This window comes from Spirosoma soli, assembly GCF_042684525.1.
Lineage (GTDB): Bacteria > Bacteroidota > Bacteroidia > Cytophagales > Spirosomataceae > Spirosoma > Spirosoma soli.
Genome location: NZ_JBHULN010000017.1, coordinates 95,066 through 113,933, shown reverse-complemented (window position 1 = coordinate 113,933; position 18,868 = coordinate 95,066). Strand labels below are relative to the sequence as shown.

General features: G+C 48.6%; 10 protein-coding genes. 5 read left to right on the top strand and 5 right to left on the bottom strand.

Features of this window, described 5'->3' with window-relative positions:
* Positions 1 to 10 precede the first annotated feature (10 nt).
* On the bottom strand, positions 11 to 3,016 hold the full coding sequence (locus tag ACFSUS_RS22445; protein ID WP_381526024.1) for a TonB-dependent receptor domain-containing protein: 3,006 nt from the start codon (positions 3,014 to 3,016) through the stop codon (positions 11 to 13).
* Between the two features lie 385 nt (positions 3,017 to 3,401).
* Between ACFSUS_RS22445 and ACFSUS_RS22440 the strand changes: the two genes are divergently transcribed.
* Positions 3,402 to 4,751 carry a Gfo/Idh/MocA family protein gene (locus ACFSUS_RS22440; protein ID WP_381526022.1) on the top strand — a complete coding sequence of 450 codons (1,350 nt, stop codon included), beginning with the start codon at positions 3,402 to 3,404 and terminating at the stop codon, positions 4,749 to 4,751.
* Positions 4,752 to 4,762: 11 nt separating this feature from the next.
* Here the strand turns inward: ACFSUS_RS22440 and ACFSUS_RS22435 are convergent, their stop codons facing one another.
* A complete protein-coding gene (locus ACFSUS_RS22435; RefSeq protein WP_381526020.1) occupies positions 4,763 to 5,719 on the bottom strand; it encodes an FAD:protein FMN transferase in 957 nt (318 codons plus the stop codon).
* Between the two features lie 95 nt (positions 5,720 to 5,814).
* Here ACFSUS_RS22435 and ACFSUS_RS22430 point away from each other — a divergent pair, with 95 nt between their 5' ends.
* Positions 5,815 to 6,012: a hypothetical protein gene (locus ACFSUS_RS22430; RefSeq protein ID WP_381526017.1), complete on the top strand. Its 198-nt coding sequence runs from the start codon at positions 5,815 to 5,817 to the stop codon at positions 6,010 to 6,012.
* A gap of 69 nt (positions 6,013 to 6,081) precedes the next feature.
* Here the strand turns inward: ACFSUS_RS22430 and aroC are convergent, their stop codons facing one another.
* Together aroC and ACFSUS_RS22420 are read right to left on the bottom strand one after the other, a co-directional pair.
* Positions 6,082 to 7,161, bottom strand: coding sequence for a chorismate synthase (aroC, locus tag ACFSUS_RS22425; protein WP_381526015.1), 1,080 nt, complete (start codon positions 7,159 to 7,161; stop codon positions 6,082 to 6,084).
* A gap of 36 nt (positions 7,162 to 7,197) precedes the next feature.
* The gene (locus tag ACFSUS_RS22420) at positions 7,198 to 8,652 is read right to left on the bottom strand and encodes a BatD family protein (protein WP_381526014.1); all 1,455 of its coding nucleotides are present in this window, start codon (positions 8,650 to 8,652) and stop codon (positions 7,198 to 7,200) included.
* Positions 8,653 to 8,749: 97 nt separating this feature from the next.
* Here ACFSUS_RS22420 and ACFSUS_RS22415 point away from each other — a divergent pair, with 97 nt between their 5' ends.
* Positions 8,750 to 8,953 carry a hypothetical protein gene (locus tag ACFSUS_RS22415; RefSeq protein ID WP_381526012.1) on the top strand — a complete coding sequence of 68 codons (204 nt, stop codon included), beginning with the start codon at positions 8,750 to 8,752 and terminating at the stop codon, positions 8,951 to 8,953.
* Between the two features lie 61 nt (positions 8,954 to 9,014).
* Here ACFSUS_RS22415 and ACFSUS_RS22410 read toward each other — a convergent pair whose 3' ends face one another.
* Positions 9,015 to 10,424 (bottom strand): MBL fold metallo-hydrolase RNA specificity domain-containing protein, encoded by a 1,410-nt coding sequence (locus tag ACFSUS_RS22410; RefSeq protein ID WP_381526011.1) that lies wholly within the window; start codon positions 10,422 to 10,424, stop codon positions 9,015 to 9,017.
* A 152-nt stretch (positions 10,425 to 10,576) separates the two neighbouring features.
* On the opposite strand from ACFSUS_RS22410, the gene pbpC reads away from it, so the two are divergent.
* Together pbpC and ACFSUS_RS22400 are read left to right on the top strand one after the other, a co-directional pair.
* The gene (gene pbpC, locus ACFSUS_RS22405) at positions 10,577 to 12,940 is read left to right on the top strand and encodes a penicillin-binding protein 1C (protein WP_381526009.1); all 2,364 of its coding nucleotides are present in this window, start codon (positions 10,577 to 10,579) and stop codon (positions 12,938 to 12,940) included.
* Positions 12,941 to 13,119: 179 nt separating this feature from the next.
* On the top strand, positions 13,120 to 18,693 hold the full coding sequence (locus ACFSUS_RS22400; protein WP_381526078.1) for an alpha-2-macroglobulin family protein: 5,574 nt from the start codon (positions 13,120 to 13,122) through the stop codon (positions 18,691 to 18,693).
* The last annotated feature ends 175 nt before the right edge of the window (positions 18,694 to 18,868 follow it).

The following is an 18,868-nucleotide window of genomic DNA, read 5'->3' as shown; positions in this document are numbered from 1 at the left end:
CTTAATACTTTTAATTAAGCAGCTGATCAAACGTCAGGCTAACGTAATATATGGCGCCAATGGTTGGGTTGGCCCAACCCGTGGTATACTGCTTACGCAAAATATTGCTACCGCCTACTTTCAGGATAGATTTGATAGACGGAATTTTCTTACTCACCTGGGCATCCAGGGTATTAACCGCTGGAATAATTACCTGAAGGCTATTTTCCAGCGTACGAGATTGCACGGGTTGGATTAATTCTTGCCACAAGAAAGCGTCCTGGTGTCTCCAGGTAACGTTAAAGCCCCAACCAGTTCCGTTGATGTTCCGGTTGCCGACAGTTACGTTATACCGGTATTTCGGCGTATTAAACCCGATCTGGAAACCATCGTCAAGTACGTTCAGGTTCTTCTTACTGTCAAACAATCCTACCCCACCTGCTTTTAACGTAGTATTAGAAATGTTACCGCCTATCGTAAAATTACGAGGCAGCAAATAATCCAGTCCCAAGCCAAAACCCTGGTAGTTAATGTCCTTATCATAGTTTTGGGGCGTTTGAATAGGCACACCAACACTCGGGTTACTAAGAATAACAGCACCGATGTAGTTGCGCATTCGGCTGTTATAATAATAAGCATCAATCAGGAGCTTATTTGAAATCAATCCTTTGTAGCCTACTTCATAGGTCAGCACGCGTTCAGGCTTAAATTCAGGAAACGTGTAAGCCGTCGTCGTACCGAAGATCGTTGTGCGGCCATCGCGTAGATTATACCGGTCTCTGACGATAGGCAAACCACCGATCAGAAGAGATACGGGTGTATTCAGGTTAATATACTGGTTTTGCGTCGTTGGTATTCGAAAGCCCGTCTGATAGCTAGCCCGGAAGTTATGATTCTTCGCCACGGTCAACACAGCTGAGATACGTGGACTAAACACACCCTGGAAGTTTTCATTCTTATCGTAACGCATAGAGCCGGTTAGCTTCAACACATCCCGAAACGACTTGATGGCCTGTACATAACCGCCATATTCTTTGATGTTATACTCACCGCCATCGGGCTTCTGCAGGAACAACGTTCCGCCTGAGTTCAGGTCATAGATGCGGTAGTTCCCTCCCACCGTAATGTCCACTACTTTAGGATCGATGACACTGTTTAGGTTATACATCCCTTCGAAATGATAAAGGTTGGTACGGTCTAAGAACTTCGCTCCTCGCGCAATAGGAGTCTGTTTAATGGGGTCGGCGTATTGATTGAAAGTTGGTGAGCCTGGAACAGGTTTACCATTGTCGGCAGCTGCCAAAGCGACTGCCCCTAACTGACCTTGCACGGCTGGTGCACTTACGGCCGCAACAGCCGCCTGATAGGCCGCAGCCGGGTTGGTTGGATTTGAAGTTAGCGCCTGTTGAAAAGCAGGGAAAAATGCTTGAAAGGCTCCACCTGCATAGGCTAAGCCGTACTGAGGGTACCAGGCACCCGCTACAGATGCCAAATTGCTAGCGTCTGCTGGAGCACTGGGTTTCCAGGCCTCCAGAATGTATGACCCAAGCAAACCGGCGGCATAAGCATCGCCAGATCGCTCTTGAGTGGTATAACCCCGCAGAAAGAAGTTAGCTCCACGCAACTCAGCCTTATACTGTGCTAACCGGAAATTATTAATATAATAGCGGTCTGAAGAGGTATAGACGGTTGTACCGCTGCCCCAGTTAGCCTGCAAAATGCCTTCGACACGGTCGTTAAACCGGTAATGAAGCGCTCCGTTTAACTTCAAACTATGTGTATTATAGTCTACTAGGTCGCGTTCAGTATACCCCGTACGGGACACAATTTTACCTCTTGGCAACAGCACATCATTGATTAGCTGACTAGTCGGAATGCGCGTAGAAGCAGAAAACTGATTAATGCCACCCACTAATTGGGCGAGTTGCGGGTTAAACGCTTGTAAGCCCGCTAACCCAGCGGGTGTTGACCCTAATGCCAAAAGCGCCTGTAAAGCTGGCTGTAAGTTGCCTAGATTGACACCCGACGAATTCTCATCGCCATAAATGTTTACACCGTTATAACCAGGATTATTTTGCCGGTTACCAGTCGAAGGGGTAAATCCATTGTAAAAGCTCTGATCGCGATAGTCGGTCGCTTGCCAATCCTGGCCTGTTAGATAGTTAGCGTTTAGTTTAAACGCCAATCGGTTGTTGAAAGCCTTAGCGTATCGAATAGCTACGTCATAGTAAGGCGTGTTGATTTGTGGAGTTCCTTCTTTTGTTGTACGATTGGTAGCGCTCATAACGCCTAATTTGGCCTGTGCACTAAGCCCCTGGTACAGGAAAGGGCTTTTGGAATTCATCAACAATAATCCGTTAATAGCATTGGGACCGTAAAGAGCGGAAGCGGCACCGGGTAACATTTCAACGCTTTCAAGATCCAGTTCGGATATACCCACAATATTACCTACCGAAAAATTCAGCCCAGGCGCCTGGTTGTCCATACCATCAACCATCTGCACCAATCGGGCGTTACCATTACCAGAGAACCCTCGTGTATTGACCGAGCTAAAGTTCAAGCTTTGCTGACTAACCTCTACCCCTTTCAGATTACGCAATGCATCATAAAAGCTTGGTGTTGCGGCCGATTGAATCGCCCGAACATCCATCTTTTCGATACTGACCGGTGATTTAAGCTCATCTTCAGCCATGCGTGAAGCCGCCACCACAACCTCTTGTCCTAGTGTAACCTGCTCTTTTAAGCTGACATTCAAATCGGTCCGGTTACCGTTGATGGTAAATTCCTGTGTCTGAAAACCGACTCCGGTTACGGCGATAGTGAAGGGAGTAGGTGTACTTGTCGTTAGTGAAAACGCGCCTTTCTGATCGGTAATGGTTCCGGCAACTCTACCTTTAATGGCTATGCTGATGCCAGCCAATCCATTCTGAGACTCGTCGGTTACTTTCCCATCAATACGTGTTTGAGCAAATGTTACAGCGCTCACTAAACAGAACAGACAAGAGTATAATAGTGAATTTGTAATTGTTTTACGCATAGATAGCCAAGTTAAACGTAGGTTATATGACACCATTTAGTTGTGCGCTAAACATACGGATAATCCTGGGTTTAGTGCAAAAATTTCTTGCGATTAACTAAAAAGTTTTGGTACAATTTTCAACTGTTCCTTCTAAAAAAGTCATTTTGACTAACCCTATGCCAGTTATTCAAGGGTAGATACCAGTTAAAGTATACGTTTATTCCTATAAAGTATCGGTAGTAACGCGTAGATTATAGGCCATCCAAGACCAAGCTGCTAAGTAAAGATTTACCTGACTTGCAGGCTATTGATAACCATAATTTGCTCATGTTCTGGGTAAATTCGATCAGCAGCTGTCTTTCCGTAAACAGCATCTTATCTTTCAACCGATACTTTTACCTACATGACAAACGAATCGAACCAGGACCGTCGCGAGTTTCTGAAAACTTCGGGTCTGTTAACCGGCGGAGCCATTTTAAGTAGTTTGCCGTTTGGTGCACGAGCGACAGCAGGCTATCATTTTTCGGCCAACGATACCATCAAAGTAGCCCTTATTGGCTGTGGTGGGCGCGGTAAGGGCGCTGCCCAACAAGCGCTCAGCACAAAGCAGAACATCAAAATCGTAGCCCTGGCCGATGCCTATCAGGATCGGTTAGATGACGCTTACAAAGTCCTTACTGAACGTAGCCTGAAAGCCGCCGATGGCACACCCAAAGTAGACGTGCCAGAAGATCATAGATTTGTGGGCTTCGATGCCTACAAACAAGCCATTGCTTTAGCCGACGTTGTTATTCTGGCGACCCCGCCGGGCTTCCGGCCTAGTCATTTTGAGGAAGCCATACGTCAGGGCAAGCATGTGTTCATGGAAAAGCCAGTTGCTACCGATGCGCCGGGCGTTCGGAAAGTGTTGGCGGTAGCCGAAGAGGCTAAAAAGAAAAAGCTAAATGTTGTTGTCGGCTTGCAACGGCACTACCAGCCGGTTTATCGCGAAATGATCAAACGCATTCACGACGGAGCCATTGGTGACATTGTTGGCGGTCAGGTTTACTGGATTAGTGGTGGCGTATGGCATAAACCACGTAAACCGAATCAGTCTGAAATGGATTACCAGATGCGAAACTGGTATTACTTCAACTGGCTCTGTGGTGATCACATTAACGAGCAACATATTCACAACATCGATGTAGCCAACTGGGTGAAGAAAGGCTACCCCGTTTCTTGTCAGGGTACAGGCGGTCGCCAGGTCCGGAACGGCAAAGACGATGGCGAAATCTTTGATCACCACATTGTAGATTTCACCTACGCTGATGGCACAACCATCAATAGCCAGTGTCGCCATTATGAAGGAACCTACAGTAAGGTAGACGAAATGTTTCTTGGCACGAAGGGAAAGATAGATACATTTGGCGCAAAGAGCGCTCTTATGGCGTATGGCAGCAGCCAGCCTATTTATGCGCATAACAGCAAGGCAGATGGTAACCCATACCAAATTGAGCATGACGAGCTGTTCGACGCCATTGCGAAGGGACAGTACAAATTTGCAGATGCTGAAAACGGTGCCAAAAGTACTATGACAGCTATCATGGGCCGGATGGCTACCTATTCGGGCAAAGTAATTAAGTGGGACGAAGCACTCAACTCGCAAATTGATCTGTTTCCCGAAAAACTAGCCTGGGACGCCATACCTAAGAGCCAGCCAGACGCTAACGGATTGTATCAGATTGCGGTACCGGGAAAAACAATTGCAGTGTAACAAACTCTATATTAGTTCGGAAAACCGGCCGACTGCCATTTGCGTAGTCGGCCGTTCTTGTTTTCGAGGATAGACAGCTCTACGCCGGGAAAACGGGTCAGTAATCTTCGGCTTTTTCGCCAACCCGCTACGCTGAACAGTTTAGTCAAGGCATCGGCCCGATACCCATCCGGTCCTAACACGGTTACCCGTACGAAGTGACGCAACCCCAAACCAGAGCGTGGATTCATAATATGCGAGTAACGTCGGCCTTTATAATCGAAGTGCCGGTACGTATCGCCGGACGTGGTAATCGCTGCGTTTTTGAGCGAGATTGTCGCCGTGTCGTTAGTTTCAAGCGAACCAATGCTTACTCGCCAGCCATTGGCTTGATCAGGTGGCGCATCAGCCGCCAGCACATCGCCCCCGAGATCAATCAAGCAGGATTGAATGCCAAAACGATGCAACACCTTTAGCGCTTCGTCAATGGCATATCCTTGTCCAATGCCGCCAACGTCCAACCGCATCTTTGGTCGACGCAGCCGTACGGTTCGTGATGTACTGTCCAGGTCCATAAATTTATAACTAACAGCTCGGTGGGCACGTCGGCGCTCCCTGGCGCCAGGGAACTCCTTCCGTCGAACCGCCCTTCGCCAAAGCAACGACAAGGGACCTATTGTTGGATCGAAGCGACCATGCGAAATTCGGGCAATCTGTTTAGCCTTTTGCAATACCTCAAACAACTCAGGCGATACGTTTACCCATTTACCCGAGCCCGATGTTACCGAGAGTCGATTAATTTCGGAGCCGTCCAGGTAATCGCTCATAATCTGATTTAAAGAATCCATTCGTGCGGAGACAGCCGCATTAGCTCGATTGGCAACTGAACTATCAGGCGCGTAAATCAGCACATTAAATTGTGTGCCCATCAATCCTCGCTTAAACGAGAAACGCTGGAGCGTTTCCTGGCCAACAGATACTATTGGCAAAAGGGTTAGGAATAGAATTTGTGAACTAAGGCGAAAAGACAAATCGATAATCAACGGGTTTTAACAACGCTACGGTATTTTAATTAAGAGCAGACATGATTACAATCAGAAACAAATACATAGTACTGGCTGCCGGATTCTGGCTTGGTGGTATTGTTTTACTGCTTCTTGGCGCTGCCCTCAAAAGCACCACCTGGGCCGGTACGTTACTGACTATCGGCATCATTGCCCAGGCGCTGGGATTCGGGTTTCTTGGCTTCGCGATTATGCAATCTGTATTTAAGAAGAAGTAACAACCTTCTACAGAACAGGTCAGCAATGATACTGCTTCTCCTACACAGAAGCAGCTTATCAAGCGTGTGTTACACCCGCGACGCTTTGTTCCGCAGAAACATATCAGCCAGCACCAATGCCGCCATCGATTCTACAATCGGAACGGCTCGGGGAACTACGCACGGATCATGACGCCCTTTACCGGAAACGGTTACGGGTTGCCCATGTACGTCTACGCTGTCTTGGTCCTGCATGATGGTCGCAACGGGTTTAAAGGCTGTGCGAAAGTAAATATCTTCGCCGTTGCTGATCCCTCCCTGAACACCGCCCGAGTGATTAGTTTTGGTTCTGACGTGCCCATCGGCATCGGTATAGAATTCATCATTATGCGCTGAGCCGTATAGCTCCGCGCCTGCAAAACCACTGCCATACTCAAAGCCTTTGACAGCGTTAATGCTCAACATCGCCTTACCTAGTTCGGCATGAAGCTTGTCAAAAACGGGCTCACCCCACCCAGCCGGAACGCCTGTTATCACACAATCGACAACACCTCCGATTGAGTCACCTCGTTTCCGGGTTTCGTCGATGTATTGGAACATCCGCTCGGCCGTTTCTGGGTCGGGGCAACGTACCGCGTTCTCCTCGGCCAAAGCCAGGGTAAGTTCTTGGTAAGGTTTTTCGAGCCGCAGTTTACCAACCTGCGAGACATAGGCCTGAATCTGAACACCTTGTTGCGCCAGCAGTAATTTAGCAACAGCTCCGGCAGCCACCCGGGCCGCAGTCTCACGCGCCGACGAACGGCCTCCGCCCCGGTAATCCCGCGAACCGTATTTGGTTTGATACGTGTAGTCAGCGTGCGATGGCCGAAATTGTTCGGCAATGTGGCCGTAGTCTTTGCTCCGTTGGTCTGTATTACGAATGAGTAGTGAAATAGGTGTACCCTGTGTTTGTCCCTCAAACACACCCGACAAGACCTCGAACTCATCAGCCTCGCGCCGTTGGGTTGTAATGCGCGACTGACCAGGCTTCCGCCGATCTAATTCATGCTGAATGAAATCTGTGTCGAATGTTAAACCCGCCGGGCAACCGTCAATGACCACTCCAATACCTGGCCCATGTGACTCGCCAAACGTAGAAATCTTAAATAGTATTCCGTAGGTACTGCTCATGCTTACTCGTTTTTCGCTGTATCTCCTCGACAAGCGTTATTTCTTAAAAAATACAAAAATCATCCCTAACAACATCAATACAAGTACCACATTAGCAATAGACCTGACTAAAACGGCAATACTGATTGGTTGATGAGTGCTATCAAGTGCTTCAATACCTTGGTAAAGAGAGTTGCCGATAGGACTTACGGACGCAACATCTCCATCCGTATCAGCCGCATTAACCGACGCAGACGTATTGTTTACAACGGCCAGACTACCACCTACCTGCAACTGTAAGTTTGGGTGAAGTGTGTCATACCGGGCAGTTTCAGGATCGAAGTAAATCCATTGAAATTGATTTGCCAGTGAAAGTATTCCGTTTTGGCGGGGCACGATAAAATACGCAAATGTTTTACGCCCGGTCACACCATCAGTAGAACGAGTGATTTGTTGGCGTTCTTCGGGTGGAAACACATCAACGCTAGTCGTTTCTTCTAGCCGGGTAGGAGCGGGTAAGGTAGCTATGTTACCTTCTCCGGTTATGGCAAAGGTGTAACGGGTACTTTGACCAACTCCAACCCGATGCCGTTCAAGACTTTCTTCTAATCTAAAAGCGCCAACCGGTACCCGACCTCGCAACGGATGAGAAGGTAACGGCCGAACCGCAACGGTAACAGGTCGGCTGGTAAAAACAACTTTCTCAGCCTGGGAGGCTGGTGTCCGGGTTTGTGTTAGCCATATGGATACGGCAGGTAATCGCAATGGCTGGCTCGACAGCGGAAAGAATATTGATTGAAACAGCCGAATCTCCCGGTATTTTTTCCCCTTGATTAAAATAGAAATCGGCTTGAGCTCGGTTATTGCCAGGTTTTCTTCCCAGGCATTGGTAGGTCGGATGCTTTTCGTGATGTTTTGTAACTGCTGATCGAGGGACTTAAAACTAAGTTCGTAAGGATAGTTGTCGGCGACGAAGAACGACAGGGTTAACGCAATTCCTTCGCCAGCGAATATCGAGCTTTTCGACGTTCGCAACGAAACAAATGCAGCATCGTTGGACACCGTTATTTGGGTTGCATTCGTCGGTGCTGAAGCTGTCGTGGGTGGCTGAACGACTAATAAGGCTCCTTTTGACTGGACAACCTCGCCATTGATTGTAATTTCAAACGGGGCTAGCAAAAAACGCCCTGGGGCTCGTGCCTGATAGTTCTGCGTAATAATCTGATTAGTAACCATTTTTCCGGCTACGTCAGTAGTTGTTACACTTGCTGATGTTCCTCTTTTCGAGAAGCCTGGAATGTCGGGAAAAGAAACCGTCGGGCGACTGTCACTTTTAGAAATTATAACAGATATAGTGAAAGGCCGTTCAATCGGAAAAGTAGGTTGGCTTAATTCGATAGATACAAGATTATCAACAGATTGTGAAAAAACAAAACCACAAGAGCAGTAAAATAATACAAGAAAGTTGCGGAATACTGCAAAGTTGATTGTTATTTTGTTGCAACAAATCACAGAACAAGCCGTTACGATTTTAGTTATTATAGCATTAACGAACCTGTATACCTCTTTCATTTATCATCAGCTTCTTTAACCATAATTACGACAGACCATGCTTTCCATGCTTGAGTACATCAAAACCATCCTTCAGAAGGTAAGTTTTGATAAAGCACTGTTCGAAAAAGAACTGGCCAAAGCTATCCAAATGCTTATCCCCGACGAAGTAAAGCAACTTAAACGCTGGTGTTACGCCCAGTTTGGTAAAGTGTATCGCGTTGTGTTGAACCGTTGTTTTTCGCGCGCCAGGTTTGCCTGACGACGCTACCCGACTTTCCTGAAAGTATCCAGCCCCGGTTGCATAAGCCGGGGTATTTTATTTATAGTTCTACTTTTTGCTGCATCTCCGGTATCTCAACATGACGGAATCCGGCAGCCTGTAACTTCTCTTTCCAGATCACTTGCTTGTCGTACTCACCATGTACCAGAAACACAGTCTTGACTTGAGCAGGGTCCTGGCAGCTTAAGAAATGTAACATTTCCTGATAGTCGCCATGCGCCGAAAACGAGTCCATAACCTCGACCCGGGCTGCTACCTCATATCGTTCGCCAAAAATACTGACTTCTTTGTCTCCCCGCTTTAGGGCACCACCTAAACTGTTTGGCGAGGCATAGCCTACCAGCAGAATTGTTGTTATCGGATTTTCAATATTGTTTTTAATATGATGTTTTATTCGTCCAGCTTCGGCCATACCCGATGGTGCAATAATGATGCATGGCTCGGTTTTAGTATTAATGGCTTTTGAGGCTTCAACATCAGCTACATAGTGTAAGTTTGGGAAATTAAAGGCATCCCCATCTTTACGAACATAGGCCAGAATCTCCGGGTTGAAATCTTCTTCATGCTGGCGCATAACGTCCGTGGCTTTCACCGACATAGGACTATCAATGTAGACGGGTAAACGTGGCAGGCGGCCTTCGCTTGATAGCTGGTCGAGTGCATAAATCAATTCCTGCGTTCGGTCGACGGCAAAGGCAGGGATGATAAGCTTACCCTGTTTTTCGACGCAGGTCTTTCGTACGATCCGTAACAAATGCGCTTTCATGTCGGGCTCGGCTTCGTGGAGCCGGTCGCCGTAGGTCGATTCGCAGATGATGTAGTCAGCCTGAGGAAACGGATCAGGCTTACGTAAAATCTTGTCGTCGGGTCGACCTATATCACCGCTAAAAAATAAGCGTTTCTCTGCTATGGCACCGGTCGAGCTCTTCTCCCGGATTGTCAGGCTAACCGACGCGCTTCCCAATAAGTGAGCAGCGTCGGTCAATAGCCCCGTCACCTCATCACAGATGACAAATGGTTTATTATACTCAACCGGCTGCATCTGGTCTAGCGCCTGCCGCACATCATCTTCGTCGTAGAGAGCCTCCAACTCAGGTTGCTCCCGGTTACGCCGTCGCTTATTTACCCGCTCCAAATCACGTTCCTGAATACGGGCGCTGTCCATCAGCATAATTTCGCAGAGGTCTGCCGTGGCCGAGGTCGTGTAAATAGGCCCGTTGAAACCCTGGCGAACAAGGCGCGGAATCAGCCCCGTGTGGTCGATGTGGGCATGCGATAGCACCATGTAATCTACGGTAGCGGGATCGAAGCCAAACTGCTGATTTAACTCGTCGGTATTGATGCCCTGGAACAACCCGCAATCGAGTAGGATCTGGGTTCCCTGCGTTGTAGTGAGTAAGTGTTTGCTTCCCGTTACGGTACGGGCTGCTCCGAAAAACTGAAGAGTCATGATGTAAGCTGTGCTTTCGTTGATTAAGGGATTTAACAGACATTTGCATCGCCCAGATACTCTGTTAGTACTACAAAGAACGCGAAGAAGGCAGGAAGGAGACGAAAATGTTTAAGTCAATTGTAAAAAACGTTCGTTTAGCGGCACAACGAATGGGAAAATCCCGATTAATGAAGGGGGTAGCGGTTTTCCTGTTACTGTTCATATGCCTAGATATTTTCTTTCCTATCCACACACGAGTTTCCTATTCTACGCTAATTACCGCCCGCGATGGCACGGTCCTTCATGCCTTCCTCAGTCGGGACGATAAGTGGCGATTGTATACCGAGCTTTCTGAAATTACCCCTACACTTCGCGAGGCTATCCTGCACAAAGAAGACAAATATTTCTATTATCACCCTGGCTTTAATCCGATTGCTATGCTGCGCGCTGCAGGCCGTAACCTTTTAACAGGTCGGCGGACATCAGGCGCGTCAACGATCACGATGCAAACAGTGCGGTTGTTAGAGCCTCGTGAGCGAACGTATGGGAGCAAAATCGTTGAGTTATTCCGGGCGTTACAACTCGAAGTTCACTATTCTAAAGATGAGATCTTACAGCTATACCTAAATCTGATACCATACGGCAGCAACATTGAAGGTTTGAAATCGGCCTCATTGCTTTATTTCGGCAAGTTGCCCACTTTGTTGAGTCTGGCAGAAATAACCACTCTAGCGATTGTACCAAACCGTCCATCAAGCTTGAGGTTAGGGCGTAACAACTCATTAGTCGTTCAGGAGCGAAATCGCTGGTTGAATCGCTTCCGTTCGTCAGAATTGTTCGACGATGCAGCCATTAGCGACGCTCTCAACGAGCCGCTCACGGCTTACCGCCACGACGCTCCGCAACTGGCTCCGCATCTGTCACGTCGGCTGCGGGCCGAAAACCCAGACCTGCCCGTTATTCAATCGAGTTTGCACCCAAACGTACAGGCTACCGCCGAGCGGCTGGTGCAGAACTACGCAAACCGGATTCGGGCGCTGAATATCCACAATTCGGCCGTTCTGATTGTGGATAACCAAACGCAGGAAGTAGTCGCTTACATAGGTTCGGCCAACTTTACCGATGCTTTCGACGGTGGTCAGGTCGACGGTGTTCAGGCCATACGATCGCCAGGCAGTGCGTTGAAGCCCGTTTTATACGGCTTAGCTTTTGACGCCGGCATCATTACCCCAAAAACCAAGCTGTCGGACGTGCCGACCAACTTCAGCGGTTATGAACCCGATAATTACGACCGCAAGTTTAACGGTCCGGTGACCGCTGAGTTTGCCTTAGCGAATTCACTTAATGTTCCGGCGGTTGCCTTACTGAAGGAGATTGAAACACCAACTTTAGTAGCCACCTTACGTAAAGCTGGCTTTTCGACTGTTAAACGACAAGCTAAGGAGCTAGGCCTTTCGATGATTTTAGGTGGCTGTGGGGTCACATTAGAAGAAATGACCCGGCTGTATACTGGCTTTGCCAACGGAGGCACTATTCTACCGCTACGCTTCCTTGTCCCGGATAAGACAAGCTCTGGTGGCGAAATTCTACAAACTAACCGAGCTTCTAGCTCTACTGAAGCCGTAACCGTGCTTTCTTCCGAAGCAGCTTACCTCGTCACGCAAACCTTATCCAAAATCACACGCCCTGACTTACCAAACAATTTCGACAACAGTTATCACCTCCCCCGAATTGCCTGGAAAACCGGAACGTCATACGGTCGACGCGATGCCTGGAGTATTGGATACAATCAACGTTACACCATTGGCGTATGGGTTGGCAACTTTTCGGGCGTAGGTATAGCCGAGTTAAGCGGAGCTAATACGGCGACTCCATTATTATTTCAACTGTTCAACGCCCTCGATTATAACTCATCCAATCGCCGATTGCAGCCGTCCAAGACCAAATCTTCATCAAAACTGGCGATGCGCCTTATCTGCCCGGAAAGTGGCGATATACCTGATGAGTCTTGCGACAACCCAGTAACTGACTACTACATCATGGGCGTCTCGCGGCACCGACGCTGCCAGCATCGAAAAGCGGTCTTTACTAATCCTGCCGGAACGCTATCGTACTGCGCCCACTGTCGTCCCGACGATGACGCTGGTACGTTACGTCCTGTTCGACGGTTTTACGCCAACGTATCCCCCGAGGTTGCCGCGTTCTACCAGAGCAAGCACATTCCGTACGACGTAGCGCCCCCTCATAATCCAGCTTGCGAGCGGGTGTTTGGCAATGCTGGTCCACAAATCACGAGCTTAAATAATGGCAGTGAATATTATATCAATCCTAAGCAATCAGTAGAAATGGAACTGGGTTGCCAGGCTGCCAGCGATGTGCAAACGGTGTTTTGGTACCTGAACGACAAGCTTTATTGCAAAGCCAGTCCAACCAAAGCGGTATTCTTCAAACCGAGGGCTGGTGCACTAAAAATCTCCTGCGCTGACGACAAAGGGCGCAACACGGATTTACGAATTCTGATTAAAAACGAATAGCCGTTTGTTGGTTCAGGGTTTCGTCATAAGATTACGATTCCGGCAAGGGACCATAGCCAGAATCGTACTTTTAGAACTGACTACCGCTTACTAAGTCATGTATTGAAAAGCCAACTTGCTTATCAACTTTGGCTGATTTTTTTATTTGTATCTGATTGCTCACCGCTTCACTCATGAAAATGCGCTTTCCTAAATACCACCCTGTTGGCGGGCTAATAGTTTGTGGCCTTTTTCTTTCTTTTTTTGGTTGCAAACGCTTGCCCTTCAACGAGCTGTCAGTTGTGGGCCGAAATTTCGACGATGAAGTTCAACAGACCCAAAACTTAACGTTTACGTTCAACAAAAACGTAGGACCGACTAGCCAGTTCGATGAGTGGGACTCTACCCAATACATTCAATTTAAGCCGGCTGTTCGTGGAAAATTTAAATGGACAGCCCCAAACGAGCTGGTTTTCTCGCCTGCCGTCGCCTTTGAACCAGCAACCGACTACCGGGCCGAACTAACGAACGATCTGCTGCAGCGAACCGATCAAAAAGACCTGAACGTAACGGGCGATGTGATTGCGTTTCATACGCCCTATCTGCAACTCACTAATCTCGAAAGCTGGTGGGCCCGCTCACCGCAAACCGGGCAACCTGTAGCGAAGGCACGGCTCAACTTTAACTACCCGGTTCGGTCGGCAGAGGTATCAGAAAAATTAGCGATTTCTACAGAAGACAAACCTTTAACCGCTCAGGTAGCACAAAATGAAGCACAGAACAATGTTTCGTTAACCCTATCTAACGCCCCCGCCATTAAGAACGAGCAGCCCCTAGCCGTAAAGGTTAACGGGGGGTTGAAAGTGCCGAATACGGCTTTTACAAGTAAAGAAGCCATTGAAGCAACCGGCACGATTCCTTCCCGGTATAAGGTTGAGATCGCTGATGTTCAAACGAGTTTTGAGAACAGTCAGGCCACCGGTCTTCAGGGAGTAGTGCGGGTCATTACCACGCAGGAGCTACAACCCGGCAACCTTAGTCAGTATTACACCGTTCAGCCCCAAACCGAAACAACCGCTGAGTTAACCGAAAACGGCTTTATCATACGCGGCAACTTCAACGAGACAGACACCTATGTTCTTACCCTCACTGACCAAATCCGGGGCGTATTGAACACCAAACTTGATGAGCCCGTAACGCGTGATTTATTCTTTGGCAAGATGCCCGCCAGCATTCAGTTTGCAAACAAGAAGGCGCTTTATCTATCGTCGAAGGGAGCGCGAAATATTGGACTGAATATTGTCAATGTACCGAAGGTGCAAGTAAAAATTGCAAAACTGTACGAGAATAATATCCTGGGTTATCTCCGCTCTAACCGCTATGAAGAATACGCGGAAACAGCCAGCGGAGAATGGAGGCCCAATGGGACTTACAATTACGACAGCGACCAGGCCGGTGATTTAAGTGACGTGCTCGTAAATAAAACGGTTGAAACAGCGGATCTGCCTAAAGTACGGGGCGTTTCAGCCTTGAACGTATCCTTGCCTGACCAGAACAATAACTTTCGTGGAATTTATCTGGTGTCAGTTGGATCTAAAAACGAAGCGTATTTACAAGCCAGCCAGCTTGTGTCGGTGTCTGACATCGGTTTGATAGCCCGGCAAACAAAGGATGAAGTGTTGGTATGGGCCAATTCGATTCGTACGGCCGAACCGGTACAGGGCGTTGAGATCACCCTCGTCAGTAGCAATAACCAGTCGGTTTACACCTTAACAACCGATGGCGCTGGCTTTGTTAAATTTGAGAAAGTAAGCGAGAAAGCGCCCGGCTTTACCATTGCCTTGCTGACGGCTCGCACCGACGATGATTTCAATTTCTTATTCTTAAATGACACACAGGTAGAAACCTCGCGCTTTGAGGTAGAAGGTAAACGCGACAACGAATCGGGCTTTGATGCCTTCGTATACGGCGACCGTGACATTTATCGCCCCGGCGAAACGATTCATTTTAACACCATTGTCCGGACACAATCTCGATTGAATACCGATAAAACCACGCCGGGCCTGTCCACGCCGGGACTATCCACGCCGGGCGAAATTCCGGTGCTGATTCGAGTGCTGCTACCCAATGGTCGTGAGTATCGCGCCTTTCGTAAAACAACCAACGCGCAGGGAGCCATCACGACAGACGTAGTACTCGATCCGGCCGCGGTTACGGGCAGCTACACGGTTGAGGTGCTGAACGCCAATAACGTTTTGTTAGCCTCTCAAGCAATCAGCGTCGAAGAGTTTATTCCTGACCGTATCAAAGTCGATGTGCTAACCGACCGCACCAGCTACAAATCGGGTCAGACCATTACTCTGTCAGCCACGGCGTTGAATCTGTTTGGCCCACCGGCTTCTGACCGGGCTTATGAAATGGAGTTACAGTTGAAACGGAAAGTCTTTGCTCCCAAAGGTTATGAAGACTACAGTTTTGACATACCTACTGAACGGTCCGGCGATCCGGCCTCGTTTCCCAAAGATCTTCGCCAGGGACGTACCAACGCAAATGGGCAGGCTACCGAGCGGTTCCAGATTCCAGCCGTATATCAAGATATTGGCTTACTGGAAGTTAAGCTATTTATAACTGTTTTTGATGAGAATGGACGCCCCGTTAACCGGCTTCGTCGCTTTGATGTGTTAACCCAGGACACGTTCTTTGGTGTTCGGCTGCCAGATCGTTACATTACAACGAACGTACCCATTGCCGCCGAATTGGTCGCCCTCGATCCAACCGGAAGTCTACGCCCTTCGGCTTCGGCAACCGTTGAAGTAATACGGTATGACTATCAAACTGTTATTGAAAAAAAGGGGACAGAAGGAGAAAATGGCCCGATTAAGTACACTACGAAACGACGCGAAAAACAGGTTTACACCAACACGATTACATTTAAAGCAGGCAGAGCCGGATTCCGCTACGTACCAACCGTTTCGGGAGAGTACGAAATTCGAGTATATAAAGCCGCAAGCCCCAATGCTTTAGCCGCTCATTACACCGCCACTGGCTTCTACGCGTATGGATACGGCAATACTTCGGCTTCATCTTTTGAAGTTAGTCAGGAAGGGCAGGTTCTGATGACGCTCGACAAACCAATGTATGAAACCGGCGACAAAGCTAATGTCTTGTTCAAGGCACCTTTTGAAGGTAAGCTGTTGGTGACTATTGAGCGAAATCGCGTTTTGGAACACCACTGGCTGACAACTACGAACAAATCAGCCGAGTGGAGCTTTGCCGTTGGCGATGAGCACCTGCCTAACGTATACGTTACGGCAACGCTTATCCGAGCCATCGACCCTGGCAATCGCGCTGATGCAAACTTGCCCTTGACAGTAGCCCACGGATTTGCGTCTGTAGCTGTTCAGGATAATTACACGCAGCTCCCTGTAACCATTACAGCCGCTACCCAATCACGCTCAAAAACTAAGCAGACTATTCGTATAAAAACCGCTCGTAACGCTCAGGTAACGGTTGCCGTGGTTGACGAAGGTATTCTGCAACTCAAAAACTTTAAAACACCTGATCCACACGGTTTCTTTTATCAGAAGCGGGCCTTAGAGGTTGGCAGCCACGATCTGTACGCCTTGCTCTATCCTGAACTGTCTCTACGGTCTTCGCAGTCGAGTGTTGGGGGCGATGGTTACGATCTCGAACGGCGGGTTAACCCGCTTAGCAATGGTCGGGTTCGATTAGTGGCGCTGTGGAGTGGCATTCTGGACACAGGCTTAGACGGCGAAGCAGAATTTACGATTGACATCCCTCAGTTTTCGGGTGACCTACGGGTTATGGCTGTCGCTTACAAAGATAACGCATTCGGTACGTCGAACAGCAATATGAAAGTGGCCGACCCCATTGTCATTAGCACAGGTGTTCCGCGTTTCTTAACGCCGGGTGATCAGCTTGAACTACCCGTTAACCTCAGCAACACAACCAGTAAACCTGCCGTTGTCACTGCCCGCCTAACCGTGTCTGGCCCGCTCACTGTTGATAGCCTGAACATGCAGAGAGTAACGATTCAGCCTGGTCGGGAAAGCCGTATGATTTTTAGAATATCGGCTAAACAAGCCATTGGCGCTGGAGCAGTCGTCGTGACGGTCAATGGGTTGGGAGAAACGTTCACGGAGAAAACAGACGTAACGGTACGCCCGGCGGCTTCTTTACAAAAAACCACCCTGGCAGGAGCAGTAGCTAGCGGCCAAACCCAAACGTTAAAACTGGCAGGCAATTTCCTGCCCGGTACAGCGCGGGCCAGCATTACCCTAAGCCGCTCGCCAGTAGCACAATATGGCCGCGAGTTATCGTATCTACTAGGTTATCCACACGGTTGCATAGAGCAAACGATTTCGAAAGCGTTTCCGCAGCTTTATTTCGCTGATCTAACTAAACAGATAGCGTCCGGTACGTACTTTGTCCGTTCGGGAGATAGTGACATGAACCCTACCACCAACGTCCGCCAGGCGGTTCAAACGGTTGAAGGATTACAATCGGCAAACGGCGGGTTTAGCATGTGGCCAGGCCAGGCACAAGTAGATCCATGGGCGACCGCCTACGCGGTACATTTTTTGACAGAAGCCCAGGAAGCGGGCTTTGAAGTACGCTCGTCGGTTTTGAGCTCGGCGTTAGATTATCTGACAACCTTTACCAGCAATCCCGTTACCGAAAACGAGGTTGCGTTTGACGAATCAGGGGGGCGAACAGCACGCTCAGTAGCGAGCCGAACAAGTATCTATGGCCTCTATGTCCTGGCAACGGCTGGTAAGCCGAATCGCCCGGCCATGAATTACTATAAGCAGAACATAGGCTTGCTAACATCCGACAGTCGCTATTTACTGGCAACGGCCTTTATGCGAATCGGCGACACACGTAGTTATGCGTCGCTCTTGCCTAAACGCTTTACCGACAACACAACCGGGCGGCAAACGGGCGGCAGTTATGCCTCTCCCCTACGCAACCTGGCTCTAGTACTCGAAGCGCTTGTCGACACCGACCGCGATAATATTCAGATTCCTCAACTCGCCCGGCAACTATCGAATGCCTTGCGACAGTCGACATATCTGAACACCCAGGAATCGGCCTTTGCGTTTCTGGCTTTAGGCAAATTGGCCCGTCAGAACGCGAGCAACACGGCGACAGCTACATTAACAGCAAATGGCAAATCGCTAGGCACTATGAATAATGCGTCGTTAAGTCTCAAACGAGTGCCCACTAACTTGCCACTACTGGTAGCAGCTAAAGGGTCTGGCACTGTATATTATTTCGGACAAAGTGAGGGTGTTCCCGTTAGTAGTCAGATAGCCGAAGAGGATAACGGCTTACAAGTACGTCGGCAATACTTAAATCGTGATGGACAACCGATCGACAATCTCCGGCAGAATGACTTGGTCGTTGTCAAGATTACGCTGGTCAGCACGAATGGCCTCAACGTCGACAACGTCGTTGTTACCGACTTATTACCAGCGGGCTTAGAGGTCGAAAACCCGCGTCTGCTTGACGCATCGGGCGGGAACCAGCGGGATTTAGCCTGGATTAAAAAGCCGACGCAGCCGGATCACTTCGACCTCCGCGACGACCGAATCAACTTCTACACCTCCGCAAGTGGCACAGAACGAACATTCTACTACTTGGCACGGGCAGTATCAAAAGGCCGGTTTGTGATCGGCCCCGTATCAGCTGACGCTATGTACAACGGAGATTATCGCAGCTACCACGGTGCAGGAATGGTGGTAATTCGTTAGAGCCTCGTCTGAACCGGCCATTATTATTGCAATAAGGTCATTCCCAATAGTATTTATTGGGACTTTACTCTACAAATCGTGTGGAATGGAGTCCCAACATTTACGGTGTTCGTTTGTTGATTACCTTAAAAAGGCACTGGTACGTTTTTTGAGCCTTTTTAACTGTCATTATTAA